This is a genomic window from Geobacillus thermoleovorans (assembly GCF_001610955.1).
GTDB classification, from domain to species: domain Bacteria; phylum Bacillota; class Bacilli; order Bacillales; family Anoxybacillaceae; genus Geobacillus; species Geobacillus thermoleovorans.
Window position 1 is genome coordinate 1,397,619 of sequence record NZ_CP014335.1, and the last position, 13,187, is coordinate 1,410,805.

The following is a 13,187-nucleotide window of genomic DNA, read 5'->3' on the forward strand; positions in this document are numbered from 1 at the left end:
GATCCGTGTGGATATACTACAAATGACCAAAAAAGACAACAGGAAAGCAGAGGTGCCTTATTTTTAGGCATCTCGTATATTCTGTATTCATTTTGGCTATACTAACTTACTTGTGGTCCCCAAAACGGTTCTTTTCGGGAAAGCATGCAGTAAATGGTGACAAGCATTCGGTGCGCGATCGCAACGAGTGCTTTTTTTGTTCCCCTTCGTGCTTTCAATGACCAAAACTTTGCCGCCAAACGCTGATTCTTACATCGGGATAACGCCCATGCCGCCTCGCATAAGGCGGATTTGATATGAGGATTGCCCTTTGTTGTTCGCGTACTTTTTCGTTTTCCTGCACTTTCGTGATTGCCCGGTGCGACCCCAGCCCACGAAGCCAGATGTTGGGAGGTCGGGAATTGTCCCATATCCACTCCGATTTCTGCGATAATGACGGCGGCGGTTTCTTTCTTCACCCCAGGAATGGTCATTAAAAGCTCTACCTCCTGTTGATAGGATTGCAGTAACTGGTCAATGCGTTGATCGATCTCTTGAATCAAGCTTTCCAAATACTCGATGTGTTTCCATGATTGTCGAATCATAAACAATTGGTGTTCGGTTAACGTTCCGAAGAGTGACTCTTGAATTTGCGCCTTTTTCTCTTTCATTCTTCCGTGAAGGCAAGCGTCGATTTCCCATTCTTCGATATACCCTTGTTTCATTAAACGATCAAGTAATTTCCGACCAGATGCTCCGAAAATATCCGAAATGACCGTGCTGAGTTTAATATTCGAACATTCCAATACCTTATGAATGCGATTCTTCTCGGCGGTCAATTGTCCCATCCATTTTTTTCGCAAACGGGTCAAATCTCGTAATTCCCGAATATCCGAAGGTGGCACAAAGCTTTTTTCGATCAACCCATGGCGCAACAATCTGGCAATCCATTCTGCATCGGATACATCCGTTTTTCTTCCTGGTACATTTTTGATTCGTTGGGCATTCGCTAGCGTAATGTCAAAATAGTCTTCTAAAATGTTGAACACTGGTTTCCAATACACTCCCGTACTCTCCATCGCAAGGTGAGTAATTCCACGATCTTCTAACCATTTGAAAAGACGAAACAAATCCTTTGTGAACGTAGGAAAGGTTTCGATTTCTTTCTGAATTTGCCCCTCCTCTTCCATTAGTGCACAAACGACGATCGTTTCTGCATGAACATCTAAACCTGCACAGCGAGGATAAAGAACCTCCATTCGTTTTCTACTCCTTTCGTTGATGATGAATTTCGCAAACAGAGAGTCCGTTTGTGTGCTAGGCATTTTTCTGTTCGTAGTCACCTTTTCCATCAGAAAAGGGCTCACAATGGGTGGTGCACCAAACGGGCTCGAGCAGTTTTATTCACAGGGTCGAACCACCATTAAAAAGAACGTCCTTCTATCCGTTTGCGTTCATCATTCATTATGGGAAGGAGGGGCTGATTTTCATGCATGGGTGGAGAGAAAATTTTTCTCATGGATGTTTTATTTGAAAAATATTTCTCCGATCCCCTATAAAAATATGATATAATTTCCAAAGAAATTCGAAAGACGAAAGATTAGGGGGACAGCGGATGCGAATACGCGATTGGGACCGCAACCTAAAAGTGCGCCTGTTTGGCGAGGCGCTCATGAATACGACCTTTTGGATGTTTTTTCCGTTTATATCGATTTATTTTGCCGATGCCTTTGGCAAAGAGACAGCGGGGTTGTTGTTGATTGTTTCGCAGTTGTTCTCGGTCATCACCAATTTAATGGGCGGCTATTGTGCTGATGTATTCGGACGCAAGCGGATGATGGTGTTATCCGCCTACGGACAGGGGGCGGCGTTTTTCGTTTTCGCCTTGGCCAGCTCCCCGTGGTGGTCGTCGCCGTTTGTTGGATTTCTTAGTTTTACAGAAAATGCCGTCTGAAAGCCCACGGTTTGAATCGTGGGATGAAAGACGGCGTTGCTCGGTAATCTCTTCATGGGATTGCTTAGAGCAACCATTTTTTATCTTTAATTGTTTGAGTATGACCATTAAACTGATACAATTAATAATATGGAACAAAAATATCGAAGAACGAAAACAACTGTATCTTTAATTAACTACCATTTTGTTTTTTGCCCGCGTTATCGAAGAAAAGTGTTAGTGAACAAAGTGGAAGAGCGATTCAGGCAGTTAGTAGAAGAAATTTGCCAAGAGAATGATTGGATTATTCTTGCTTTCTTGCTATGGAAGTGATGCCTGATCATTGTCATTTGTTCTTGAATGGCCTCCCTTCTGATTCTCCATCAGATATGATGACAAAAGTGAAAGGAGTGACTTCCCGACGATGAAGGGAAGAATTTCAACACTTGTCTCATCTGCCAAGTCTTTGGACACGCTCTTTCTTCGTGAGTACAGCAGGGAATGGATCAAGTGAAATCATCAAACGCTATGTGGAATCTCAAAAGAAAAGGGGGTGAATCCATGCCGACGATCACGCTAAGGCTGGAACTGCACAACCCAACGAAAGTCAAACAGGAAATGTATGAACGGATGACAGAAGTGAACACAGAGTTTGCGAATTGGCTGTTGGATCATCCAGAACTGAATCAAGCGACGAGTAAAATTTTTAAAGCGTTTTCGTCACAACGATTTCCTTCCGCCGTCGTGAATCAAACGATTCGAGAAGTGAAGTCCCAAAAGAAAAACCAGAAAACAAAGAGGTTTCGAACATTATGGTGTTGCTTTAACAATCAAAACGTGAAGGTGGAAAAGAAAGGAGAGTTCTACACCGTTTCATTCCCAACATTAGAGAAGCGAGTCGGTGTGCCGGTGGTCACGCGTCCCTATCAAGAAGCATGGCTGAATCGATTGTTGAACGGAACCGCCAAACAAGGGGCGGCCAAGCTCTACAAAAAGAGAAAGAAATGGTGCTTGGCGATCGCGATCACCTTTGAAGTCAAGCCGCGACACGAAACAAAGGTGATGGGGGTTGACCTTGGACTTCGCTATCTCGCTGTTGCCAGCGTGGGAACGAAATCGTGGTTTTTCAAAGGGAACCAATGCGCCTTTGTACGCCGACGATATGCGGCTTTGCGAAGGAGATTAGGAAAAGCCAAGAAGCTCCATATGATTCGCAAAATCGGCCGTAAAGAGTCCCGCTGGATGAAGGATCAAAATCACAAAATCAGCCGTCAAATCGTGAATTTTGCGCTCGCCAACGGTGTTGGCGTGATTCGAATGGAAGAGTTGACGGGCATTCGGAAACGGGCAACATCGGCCAAAGAAGCGGGGCGAAGCCTTCACTCTTGGGCGTTTCGTCAACTGCAAATGATGATTGCCTATAAAGCGGAAATGGCGGGTATTCGGGTGGAGTGGGTGAAGCCGACCTACACGAGCCAAACGTGTAAATGTGGACATCGGGAAAAGGGAAATCGCAATGGCATCCACTTTCAGTGTAAAAAATGCGGATACACCCTCCACGCCGACTTAAATGGCGCCATCAACATCGCCAAAGCAATTTCGGGCTTCGCCGCCTAACCTAGCGCACTGGGTGCGCCGCCCATCGGGGTACATTCTAACCCGATGGGACGGGGTGATGACACACCCCTGATCTTGGGCGTGGTCCGAACCAGAAATGGATGAGGACGCGAATGACCCAAGAATCCCACGGCTTTAGCCGTGCGGAGTGTCAAACAGCTTGACTTGCTGATCCCGGTATATACAAAAGAAACGGTCGAAGCCGAAACATTGGCAGGATGGACGATTGACGGCGCGAGCGCCTTTAGTTGGCTCATTGCCGAAAACGGTCTGTCGGTCGCACTATGCACGGTGGCTGTGACGCGTTGGATGTCTCGCTACTCGGAGCGGCAGGCGTTTGTCGGTTCATCCGTCTTATACGGCATCTCGATGTGGCTGTTTAGTCAAACGTCTTCGCTGCTCGGATTGATCGCGGTCATGGCGCTGTTTACGCTGGCTGAGTTGATGACAGCTGGCTTGCAGCAGTCGTTCATTTCCCGCTTGGCTCCGGAGGCGATGCGCGGCCAATATTTTGCCGCCGCCAGTCTCCGTTTTACGATTGGGCGGATGTTGGCGCCGCTGTCGCTCGCCGCGGCGGAATGGATCGGCTATGCATGGACGTTTGTTGTCCTTGGGATGCTGGCGCTAGGAAGCGCGGCCTTATACGCCTGGATGTTTCAACAAGTCGGGCGGCGAATGGAGCGACCGAACGCTTCGTTTTCGCGATAATGGGCGGTGCAAACGGCTATCCGTTTTTCGCTCAGGCGGGTATAATAAAAAGCGCACCGTTGTTCGTGTAACATATATTCCCTGTCTCTGACATAAAGTGGAACTAGGCAGCGAGAAGGAGAGGGGAAGCGCTCATGAAACCGCGCGTGTTCGAACCGGATGCCATTGAGGGGGAAACGGGAAGCCGCGGCGGTCAGAACGGCGCCGCGGCGTTGGCGCGCAGCGAAAAGAGGCAGCAGGCGCGCGTTTTGTCTCGGGAAAAGAGGAGAAAAAAGCAATACCGTCTCATCGGCTGGCTGCTTGTCGCCATCGTCGTTCTGTGGGGGGCGAGCACGCTTCTTTGGAGCGGGTATGGGGCGTTGAAGACGGCCGCGAGCCGAGAAATGGCCATTATGCGTTTAAAAGATGCGATCGAAGACCGCGATGTGGCCGCTTTGCAGGCGATGCTGCGGGTGACGGAGGAAAGCGTGCCGATCAACGAGAAAACGTTGGCGCCGTTGTTCGTGTATGTGGAACGGCACCCAGAAGCGTATAAACAGCTAGATCGGGAGTTTGCCCGCCAGCGCAAGAGCGGCCACGTGTATATTAAAGGATTGACATCTTACCCGCCGGTGTTTACGATTCATGTGTTTGAGGACCGGTATGTGTTTGAGCCAGCCCTCTATTTTCTCCATGTGCGCGTCGATGATCCGGAGGCGTCGCTTGTCGTCAATGGGGTGAAAACGGAAGAGGAGGCGACGAAAGACCCATTTGTCAAAAAAATCGGCCCGTATTTGCCGGGCGCGTACGCTGTGACCATCGTCCATTCGAACGGGAAAAAGAAAACCACCCGCGTCGAGCTGTTTGGCGGCGCTCGTGTCCATGAAGTCGACATCACGAAATGAACGAATAAGCAAATACCGCTTCCACGACGGCGGTAATGACAACATCTTGCGTCTGCACAGGCGGCGCTGATGAGGGAACGCTGAGAACAGCCGGACCGTATGGCGTCGGCCGGATCGATGACTGTTCTTTCAGTTCAATCGGCGTGTCATAAAGAGGCAAGCTGAGAGCGCGGGCGATGGCCAGCGCTTTTTCTTTGGCGTTTTTCACGGCCAACGCCAATGCCTGCTGGTAATAGGCTTGTTCGTTTGCTAGACGGAATTCCAAGCCGCGGGCGAGGTTTGCTCCATGGGCAACGGCCGCCTCGTAAATGGCGCCGGCTTTTTTAGGGTCGCGGACGGTGATTTCAAGCCAATGTTCGACTCCATAGCTGGATAATACGTCGGCTCCATTGTGATGTTCGTATTGGGGATAGATGGAAAACGCCGTCGTCTCCAAATCTTCTGTTTGCACGCCAAGCGCCTTGAGTGCTCCAATGACTGCGTCGGTGCGTTTCGCGTTGTCAGCAAGCGCTTCTTGAATATGGACGTGTTCGGTGCGCACCCCGAGCGCAATGAGGACGGTGTCTGGCTTGGCGATGACTGTCCCTTGGCCGGTGACGGTCAGTGCGGCGCGGGAGGCGGTTGGCGGTGTGGGGCGGTGCCAAGGCTGCATCGTGTTCCCTCCTTCTGCTGTTAGGCAGTTTTTTTGTCATCATCCGCCGCCTGCCAATAGTAGACGCGCGGCAGTCCGGCATAGCACCAATATTCTTTCAACAGCGAGATCGCGACAAAGGAGACAAGCTGCCAATTCATCGCTTTCATCCCGATTCCCCTTTCGATGGCCCTGTTACTATAGCCTATTCGAAACGGCCATTGTCCTATGCGCGCCGTCCAGTTGGCGATGAAACTTCTTTGGGCGCTTGTACGTATCATGGAATGGACATGCTATAATGAAAGAAAAGATAAAGAAGGAGAGGGACAATGAAGCAGCTGCTTCGTACGATATGGCGTTGGTTTGTCTCATGGAACGCAGGGGTCATCGTCGCGGTGATCGTATTCATCACTGCTGATTTTCGCTTTTGGCCTTCGATTTTATCCGGAATGGGGGCGATGTGGGGGGTGTCCGCCATCATGAAAAGGCGGCATCATCGCCTGCCGGCTGATGTGTCCGCTGAGGAGCTTGTCTACGTTCGCAGCCAGCTTGGCGAAGCGCGCGCGTTATGGAAGCGGCTGCGTCGCGCTCGCTATCGGCTTCGTTCTGTGGTGATGTGGCAAACGGTTTCCCGGTTGAGTGCCATCGTCGATCGAATCATTCGCGCCATCGAGCAACAACCACATCAACTGCGCCTCGCCCAGCCATTTTTCTTAAACGAATGGCCGACGGCGGTGGAGATGGTGGAGAAATACGTTTATTTGGCGCAGCAGCCGGTGCAAAGCGCCGATATGGCAAAAGCGTTGCAGGAGACGGAAAGAGTGCTTGACGAGCTGACTTCAGCGGCTGAACGGCAGTTGCTTGAGGTGTTATCGAACGACATCTGGTCGCTGCAAACGGAAGCGAAATGGCTCGAGCGATCGCTCCGACAATCGGATGGGCTTCGTCTGCCGCTGTCAAAGAAAGGAGAATGACGATGGACGAACGGAATCACGGGATGGAATCGACGGATTGGCTGCAAGGGCTGGAACGGACAAGTTCCCTTGATGAGCTGCTTGCAAAGCCGTTTTCTTCGCCGGCCGAATCGCGGCTCAAGGAGGAAGAAAAGCCGGCGCGCGCGCTTGATGCGTTGAAGCCTGAGCATCGGGAAAAAGCGCTTGCGCTCGCCAAACAAATCGACCCGGCCAACCATCAGGCCGTCTTGCAATACGGTGTGGCGGCGCAAGCCGAGCTGTCGAAGTTTTCTCATGCGATTTTGCATCATGTGCAAACGAAAGACGCTGGGCCGGTCGGCGAAGTGATCAGCGAACTGATGGCCAAAATTAAGGAGGTCAACCCCGATGACCTAATGCCGGCGAAAAAAGGGTGGCTGTCCCGCTTGTTCGGCGCAGTGGCCAAGCCGCTGCAAGAGATGGTGGCGAAATACCAAAAAATCGGCGTTGAAATTGACAAAATCGCTGATCGGCTTGAGAAGCACCGGCATTTGTTGCTTCGCGACATCATGATGCTTGAGACGCTCTATGAAAAAAACAAAGACTATTTTGAAGCGCTCAATATTTATATTGCGGCAGCGGAATACAAACTCGAAGAGCTGCGGACGAAGACGATTCCAGAAAAGCAAGCGGAAGCGGAGCGCTCCGGCGACCAAATGGCATGGCAGGATGTACAGGATTTGCGGCAGTTTGCCGAGCGGCTTGAGAAGCGGGTGCATGACCTAAAGCTCAGCCGGCAAGTGACGATTCAAACGGCACCGCAAATCCGCATGATTCAGCATATGAACGAAACGCTTGTCGAGCGGATTCAATCGTCGATTTTGCATGCCATCCCCCTTTGGAAAAATCAAGTCGTGATTGCCTTGACGCTGTTTCGGCAGCAAAGGGCGGCTGCGGCGCAAAAGCAGGTCGCCGAAACGACGAATGAGCTGTTATTGCGCAATTCGGAGATGTTAAAAACAAACAGCATCGAAATCGCCAAGGAAAACGAGCGTGGCTTGGTTGATATCGAAACGTTGAAGCGAACACAAGAAAATTTGATCGCTACGCTCGAAGAAACGTTGAAAATCCAAGCGGAAGGCCGCTTAAAACGGCAGCAGGCCGAACGCGAGCTGGCGGCGATGGAAGCGGAATTGAAACAGACGCTGCTTGCGCTGAAGCGACCGGAGCAATAAGGGCGGATAGGAGATCGTCCTGTTTCGGCTTGCGGCCAAACGTCCGATGGATCCGCCCATGGCTGTAGAAGAAAGCGCCGAAAAACCAAAGATCCTCATGCGAAACGGGTGTCTAGCGAACGAGAAGACACCCGTTTTTTCGTTCGCCATCTGTGTTATGATTTCCCAATTGAAGCTCCCCCACTTCCCTTTTGTACAGGGCGCAACCCAAAACGAAGTGGAGATGCAGCCATTGAATGTTCCAAACAAAGGTGGAGTCATTCACGTTGAAGCCCTGTTTGGAAGGAAGGAGAAGCGGCTGGCGTCTCAGACTGCAGCCGCCAACATTTGTTCCTCCTTCATAGGATGGGGGGATGGGGAGGCTCTTGATGATGCTGTTCATCCTCTTGTTCCGCTCGTTCACGATCGTTGCCGTCCGGGCGGGCGGCGCGGACATCAAACTCTTCTGCCGCCTCCGTTTGCCATTGGCGGCCGATGAGCGGGGCGTCTTTTTCACCGTGCTCGACAGTGACAAATCGCAGCACATAGGCGTGAAACAGCAATTCTCCGAACGCTGTAAGCAGAGCAGAGAAAAACGCCGCGTTTAATATGGCGGCGCCGGCGATGTCATAAAACGCGCCGATGCCGATCCATACCGCCACAAACACAAGTCCAAAGTCGGCAATCGTCGCTGAGACGTTGCCAAGGCGCCGCAGAACGTACAAGTCGCCGAGCGCATAGGCGACAAGCGTCAGCCAAAGGCTGAACCATAAAATCTCTGCCGATGAAATGCGCAAAAACAGCGGTAAAATGGCAAACATCACCGTGGCGGTCAGCAAATATTTCAGCACTAACGCAAGCAAATGTCTCATTGGGATTCGCCGCCTTTATTCTGCTGGATGGTTTGGACCTTCTAGTTTTTTATCGCCGCATCCCGGCTGTTTTTCCCTGTCTTTGTCCGGTTGCTGCTTTTTTTGTTGCTGTTCAACGCTGTCGTTTCGTGTTGGCTTTCTCATCGGGGCTATCATCCTCTCTTGATCGTTGTTTATTCGTTAGTTTGCCACGTTTGCCTTTCTATATGCATTCATCATCCATAAACTTCCTCTGTTCATTTTTCGCTCTTGTTTTCACACTAATCACGAAACAGCATTCATGTAGGAGGAATGGTGGATGACGAAAAAGAAACGGCCCGTTGCGATTGCGGGGCAGCAATACGATCCGGCAGATGGCGGGGACGAGTCGTTTGTGTATGAGGCGCTCTCTGAGACGCGCGAACAGGTAAGCGATGTGTATGCAGAAGGAACGATTGAGGCGGCAGTGAATCAAGAAAATGGTTCGAACATCCCCCTTTCGCAGTAGTAAGAAACGTCAAGGAGCTGTTCCTTGGCGTTTTGGTTTATGTTTGTGAAACGGGAGGGGAAAAAGGAAAGAAAAACAGTTCGTACTTTCCCCCATCGTCGTCTATACTAGTAGTGCGCACGGCGATTCACCGATATAAGGGGGATGATCATCGTGAGATGGCAGCGGGCTTTATTGGCGTTGCTCAAAGAGCGGAAAGACCATTCCATCGCGTTGGCGATCGACACATCAAACCGTCCGGAGCGGCCAATGCTCATTCAAAACATTGTGAAGCTGTTTGAAAAGCTGCGTCCGGATACGCTGCTCGTCCAAGCGGATTTTAAAATTCGCGATGTCTCTCCGGTTGGCGTGGCGACGATTAAATATTTCAAGCACGGGAAATCGTCGTACACCGAAGTGTTGGAATGGGCCGCTGCGCAAAAAATCGATACGTTGTTTTACATTACCGATGTAACCGGCTATTTTTATGAAGAACTCGAAGTCGACTATGAAGTGTTTTGGCTTGTGCCGGACGATTATATGCCGCGCGTGCCGTTTGGCAAGCCCATTCGTGTGGCGTAACACTGTGAGGAATGCCCCTCGTGATGAGGGGCATTCTTTTTTTGTTAAGAAATTTAACAAACTTTTTGTGTTTGAAACCGATTGCAACCAAAAACACGCGTTGCTTTTGGTTGGTTTATGTTATATATTATGACATATAAAAGGGATGATAAATGACAAAAGGGGGATGCGTAAAATGGATGAAAAAACGTTGACGCTTGGGCTGGATGCACTCTGGGTCATGCTTTCGGCGGTGCTCGTCATCGGCATGCAGGCAGGGTTTGCTTTGCTTGAGGCCGGATCAACGCGCATGAAAAACTCCGGGCATGTGGCTGGCAAACAAATTTTAAGCTTTGCCATCGCCTCATTGGCGTTTTGGGCGTTCGGCTTTGCGATTACGTTTGGGGCTGGGAATAGCTTCATCGGGACGGAAGGATGGTTTTTAAAAGAAGGAAAAGGAACGTTTGACTCGTTGTCGTGGGCGAATGTGCCGCTCGAGCTCAAATTTTTATTCCAGCTCGGCTTTGCCGGCGTGTCGCTGGCCATCGCTTGGGGCGGCTTCGCTGAGCGGGCGAAACTGTCTGTTTATTTTCTTTTCGGCACGATTTTTACGATCGCCATTTACCCGGTGATCGGCCATTGGGTGTGGGGCGGCGGCTGGCTTGGAAAAATGGGAATGCAAGATTTCGCCGGTTCGACCGTTGTTCACTTGCAAGGAGCGATTGCGGCGCTCGTGGCTACAATTTTGCTTGGGCCGCGCATCGGCAAGTTCAATAAAGATAAGACTCCAAACGTCATTCCTGGGCATAACCAAGTATATACGGTCATTGGCGGATTGATTTTATGGATCGGCTGGTTCGGCTTTAACGCTGGCAGCACGATGGCGGTTGGCGACGGATTTTTCGGCTATGTCGCGCTGACGACGAATTTGGCCGCCGCGGCGGGAGCGATCGCCGCGATTGTGACGGCGAAAATTTTGGTCGGCAAAGCGGACATTCCAGCGATGGTCAACGGCGTGCTCGCGGCTTTGGTTGCCATTACCGCCGCGTGCGCGTTCGTCGAACCGTGGGCGGCGGTTGTGATCGGTGCAGTGGCGGGGTCGTTTACGTTCTGGACATCCATCTACTTTGAACGCAAAGGGATTGACGATCCGATTTATGCTTTTTCCGTCCATGGTGTCGCTGGCATTATTGGCACGATTTCAACCGGGTTTTTCGCCTCGCCGCGTTTAGTCGAGATCACGGGCATCGGGAAGGCTGGACTGTTTTACGGCGGCGGATTTGATCAGCTGATTGTGCAAACGGTCGGGGTGCTCGGCGCTGCGGTGTATGTCGCTGCTGTTTCGTTTGTCATCTTATATGCCCTGAAGAAAACGATCGGGCTGCGTGTCACGGCGGAACAAGAAATTTCAGGTCTTGATATTAGCGAGCACGGTTCTTATGGCTATCCGGAACAGCTCGATCCGGCGTATCAGCCCAAGACCCTCGCCCAGCAGTAGCCAGGAGGGGAAAGGTGATGGAATCGTTGGCGGCAAAGGTGGTCGAGCGGCTAAACCGAGCCGAGTCGGCCGCCGAACTTCGTTTTTGCCACGATGAACTGGCGCGCGAACTGCGGCGCTGTCTAGCACCTGAACAAATAATGAAGCAGCTTGCAGGCGACGTCGTTTGTGTGCATGAAGCCATCCTTCGCCGCGCGTTCTTCCTTGCGGAGCGGGAGACGATGAAACGGTCGGTCGGCATTCGTCCCCCGGCGTGGTGCTGGTATGTGATGGGAAGCATCGGCCGGTGTGAGCCGACGATTTGGACGGACCAGGACCACGGCATTTTATTCGACTGTCCTGAGGAAGAGGAGGCGGCTTGTTATGAATTCATCCGCCATATGGCGGCGGTTGGGGTGGACATGTTGCATGAGGCCGGCTATCCGTACTGCTCCGGTTACGTGATGGCGACGAACAAGCGGTGGGCGCAGTCGGTCCGCGGTTGGGAGCAACAACTTTCTTCCTATTTAGACAGCGGGTGGCCGAACGACATTCGTTTTTTGTTGATTGCAATGGATATGCGGCCTCTTTATGGGGAAGCAGAATTGGCTGAGAAGGCAAGAAAGGCGCTGTTTGCGGCGGTGGCCAAACGGCCGCCGCTGTTGGCGCGCATGGGCGAGCACGTTCAATTTCCTCCGGTTCCGCTCGGTTGGCTGGGCAACGTGCAAACGGAGCGATGGGGGCCGTACAGCGGGGCCGTTCATATGAAACAAAGCGGCTACGTGCAACTCACTAACGCTCTGAAATGGTTGGCCTGTTTTGCGCACGTCCCGACGGCGGGCACAGCCGAGCGGCGGCGGGCGCTTGAAGCGAATGGCGTATTGACGGCGCCGCTTTCCGACGCCGTTTGCGAGGCGCTTTCTGTTTACTATTCGATTCGCCTTAAGTACAGCACTGAGGCGGGGGACGGACGTGAATATGTGTTATGGCGGGCGCTTGAGCGGACGGAACAAAAGCAGCTGAAACAAGCGATGCGCACCGCAAAACGGTTGCAGCGCTTTGTCGCCCGGCGGGTGGCTAACATTCATGCATGAGCGGCACCGGTTTTGGCAACGGGCGCTCCGCTTGTTGTCGCTCGGCGTTCCGCGCGAGGCATCATCCGCCTTATTTGGGCATGACCATTCGCTGCAACAGGAAACATGGCTTCGCTCGCTGCAAAAGGAAAAACAGCACATCATCGATTGGCATGACCGTTTGACTGACATCCCGTTTGTCATCATCGATATGGAAACGACCGGCTTTTCCCCGGAGCAAGGCGATGAAATTTTGGCCATGGCGGCAGCGAAAACGGTTGGAGGAGTCGTGACGGATGCGTACATGACGCTCGTCAAGCCGGAAAAGCCGATTCCGGAACATATTTCCGCCTTGACCGGGATTGAGGCGAAGGATGTGGTGTTCGCTCCGCCGCTTGCCGAGGCGCTGCGCACGTTTGTGCCGTTTATTGCCGCCGGCGTCTTAATTGGCTATCATATCGGCCATGATTTGGCGTTTTTGCGCCATGCCCTTTGGCGCCATTATCGGCAAAAATGGAGCGGACGTTTTGTCGACTTGCAGCCGATGATGACGCTGATCGGCCATTCGTGCCCGACGTTTGACGATGCGTTAGCTTGTTATGGCATCCGTTGCCCGCGCCGCCATACGGCGGATGGCGACGTCGAAGCGATGGCGAAGCTATGGGCGATCTTGCTTGATGAATTCCGCCAGCGCGGCATCGAAACATTGCATGACTTGTACGCCGCGCTCAGCCGGTGTTGATGTTGCCTGTGCGAAGCCTTTGTGAACTCTCCTTGAGAGGAGCGAAATCCAGTTTCAGCAGCCTTGTTTCTGTTGATCGAAAAGCAGTGGGCGCTCGG

Annotated in this window: 14 protein-coding genes and 3 pseudogenes; 12 read left to right on the forward strand and 5 right to left on the reverse strand. The window is 51.8% G+C overall.

All coding sequences use genetic code 11. The features are described from left to right. Positions 1 to 101: 101 nt before the first annotated feature. A complete protein-coding gene (locus tag GT3570_RS06935) occupies positions 102 to 1,238 on the reverse strand; it encodes an IS110 family RNA-guided transposase (RefSeq protein WP_062898574.1) in 1,137 nt (378 codons plus the stop codon). A gap of 356 nt (positions 1,239 to 1,594) precedes the next feature. Between GT3570_RS06935 and GT3570_RS06945 the strand changes: the two are divergent. From GT3570_RS06945 to GT3570_RS06960, 5 genes and pseudogenes are all read left to right on the forward strand, one after another. Beyond that, positions 1,595 to 1,918 (forward strand): annotated as a pseudogene (locus GT3570_RS06945) (MFS transporter); the annotation flags it as partial. A 144-nt stretch (positions 1,919 to 2,062) separates the two neighbouring features. Further along, a pseudogene (gene tnpA, locus GT3570_RS17840) lies at positions 2,063 to 2,469 on the forward strand (IS200/IS605 family transposase). 4 nt (positions 2,470 to 2,473) lie between these two features. Further along, a complete protein-coding gene (locus tag GT3570_RS06950) occupies positions 2,474 to 3,529 on the forward strand; it encodes an RNA-guided endonuclease TnpB family protein (RefSeq protein ID WP_062898576.1) in 1,056 nt (351 codons plus the stop codon). A gap of 153 nt (positions 3,530 to 3,682) precedes the next feature. After that, positions 3,683 to 4,237 (forward strand): annotated as a pseudogene (locus GT3570_RS06955) (MFS transporter); the annotation flags it as partial. A gap of 134 nt (positions 4,238 to 4,371) precedes the next feature. After that, entirely contained in the window at positions 4,372 to 5,121 is a 750-nt protein-coding gene (locus GT3570_RS06960) for a zinc ribbon domain-containing protein (RefSeq protein ID WP_062898577.1), read from the forward strand. Here GT3570_RS06960 and GT3570_RS06965 read toward each other — a convergent pair. Further along, positions 5,111 to 5,773, reverse strand: a complete 663-nt coding sequence (locus GT3570_RS06965; RefSeq protein WP_014195621.1) for an SIMPL domain-containing protein — start codon at positions 5,771 to 5,773, stop codon at positions 5,111 to 5,113. The genes GT3570_RS06960 and GT3570_RS06965 overlap by 11 nt on opposite strands. Before the next feature lie 20 nt (positions 5,774 to 5,793). After that, entirely contained in the window at positions 5,794 to 5,922 is a 129-nt protein-coding gene (locus GT3570_RS19045) for a hypothetical protein (RefSeq protein WP_020279162.1), read from the reverse strand. Positions 5,923 to 6,081: 159 nt separating this feature from the next. Between GT3570_RS19045 and GT3570_RS06970 the strand changes: the two genes are divergently transcribed. Further along, positions 6,082 to 6,726: a 5-bromo-4-chloroindolyl phosphate hydrolysis family protein gene (locus GT3570_RS06970; protein WP_014195622.1), complete on the forward strand. Its 645-nt coding sequence runs from the start codon at positions 6,082 to 6,084 to the stop codon at positions 6,724 to 6,726. A 2-nt stretch (positions 6,727 to 6,728) separates the two neighbouring features. Continuing rightward, positions 6,729 to 7,919, forward strand: a complete 1,191-nt coding sequence (locus tag GT3570_RS06975; RefSeq protein ID WP_014195623.1) for a toxic anion resistance protein — start codon at positions 6,729 to 6,731, stop codon at positions 7,917 to 7,919. Between the two features lie 338 nt (positions 7,920 to 8,257). Here the strand turns inward: GT3570_RS06975 and GT3570_RS06980 are convergent, their stop codons facing one another. Then, positions 8,258 to 8,770, reverse strand: a complete 513-nt coding sequence (locus tag GT3570_RS06980; protein WP_013145584.1) for a YndM family protein — start codon at positions 8,768 to 8,770, stop codon at positions 8,258 to 8,260. Between the two features lie 15 nt (positions 8,771 to 8,785). Beyond that, complete coding sequence (locus GT3570_RS19050) at positions 8,786 to 8,914, reverse strand: hypothetical protein (protein ID WP_014195625.1); 129 nt, start codon at positions 8,912 to 8,914, stop codon at positions 8,786 to 8,788. 154 nt (positions 8,915 to 9,068) lie between these two features. On the opposite strand from GT3570_RS19050, the gene GT3570_RS06985 reads away from it, so the two are divergent. From GT3570_RS06985 to GT3570_RS07005, 5 genes are all read left to right on the forward strand, one after another. Continuing rightward, entirely contained in the window at positions 9,069 to 9,257 is a 189-nt protein-coding gene (locus tag GT3570_RS06985) for a YozQ family protein (protein WP_014195626.1), read from the forward strand. Positions 9,258 to 9,410: 153 nt separating this feature from the next. Beyond that, positions 9,411 to 9,818 carry a VWA-like domain-containing protein gene (locus tag GT3570_RS06990; RefSeq protein ID WP_014195627.1) on the forward strand — a complete coding sequence of 136 codons (408 nt, stop codon included), beginning with the start codon at positions 9,411 to 9,413 and terminating at the stop codon, positions 9,816 to 9,818. A 175-nt stretch (positions 9,819 to 9,993) separates the two neighbouring features. Beyond that, complete coding sequence (locus GT3570_RS06995; RefSeq protein ID WP_020756901.1) at positions 9,994 to 11,295, forward strand: ammonium transporter; 1,302 nt, start codon at positions 9,994 to 9,996, stop codon at positions 11,293 to 11,295. A 17-nt stretch (positions 11,296 to 11,312) separates the two neighbouring features. Beyond that, positions 11,313 to 12,368, forward strand: a complete 1,056-nt coding sequence (locus GT3570_RS07000; protein ID WP_062898578.1) for a DUF294 nucleotidyltransferase-like domain-containing protein — start codon at positions 11,313 to 11,315, stop codon at positions 12,366 to 12,368. After that, positions 12,361 to 13,089, forward strand: coding sequence for a 3'-5' exonuclease (locus tag GT3570_RS07005; RefSeq protein ID WP_014195630.1), 729 nt, complete (start codon positions 12,361 to 12,363; stop codon positions 13,087 to 13,089). Before GT3570_RS07000 ends, GT3570_RS07005 begins: the two co-directional genes overlap by 8 nt. The last annotated feature ends 98 nt before the right edge of the window (positions 13,090 to 13,187 follow it).

Bases quoted from the DNA above. Each gene is read 5' to 3' on its own strand.
- GT3570_RS06995 (WP_020756901.1), top strand. From the start codon at position 9,994: ATGGATGAAAAAACGTTGACGCTTGGGCTGGATGCACTCTGGGTCATG.
- GT3570_RS06970 (WP_014195622.1), top strand. From the start codon at position 6,082: ATGAAGCAGCTGCTTCGTACGATATGGCGTTGGTTTGTCTCATGGAAC.
- GT3570_RS19045 (WP_020279162.1), bottom strand. From the start codon at position 5,922: ATGAAAGCGATGAATTGGCAGCTTGTCTCCTTTGTCGCGATCTCGCTG.
- GT3570_RS19050 (WP_014195625.1), bottom strand. From the start codon at position 8,914: ATGAGAAAGCCAACACGAAACGACAGCGTTGAACAGCAACAAAAAAAG.
- GT3570_RS06950 (WP_062898576.1), top strand. From the start codon at position 2,474: ATGCCGACGATCACGCTAAGGCTGGAACTGCACAACCCAACGAAAGTC.
- GT3570_RS06980 (WP_013145584.1), bottom strand. From the start codon at position 8,770: ATGAGACATTTGCTTGCGTTAGTGCTGAAATATTTGCTGACCGCCACG.
- GT3570_RS07005 (WP_014195630.1), top strand. From the start codon at position 12,361: ATGCATGAGCGGCACCGGTTTTGGCAACGGGCGCTCCGCTTGTTGTCG.
- GT3570_RS06965 (WP_014195621.1), bottom strand. From the start codon at position 5,773: ATGCAGCCTTGGCACCGCCCCACACCGCCAACCGCCTCCCGCGCCGCA.
- GT3570_RS06935 (WP_062898574.1), bottom strand. From the start codon at position 1,238: ATGGAGGTTCTTTATCCTCGCTGTGCAGGTTTAGATGTTCATGCAGAA.
- GT3570_RS07000 (WP_062898578.1), top strand. From the start codon at position 11,313: ATGGAATCGTTGGCGGCAAAGGTGGTCGAGCGGCTAAACCGAGCCGAG.
- GT3570_RS06960 (WP_062898577.1), top strand. From the start codon at position 4,372: ATGAAACCGCGCGTGTTCGAACCGGATGCCATTGAGGGGGAAACGGGA.
- GT3570_RS06985 (WP_014195626.1), top strand. From the start codon at position 9,069: ATGACGAAAAAGAAACGGCCCGTTGCGATTGCGGGGCAGCAATACGAT.
- GT3570_RS06975 (WP_014195623.1), top strand. From the start codon at position 6,729: ATGGACGAACGGAATCACGGGATGGAATCGACGGATTGGCTGCAAGGG.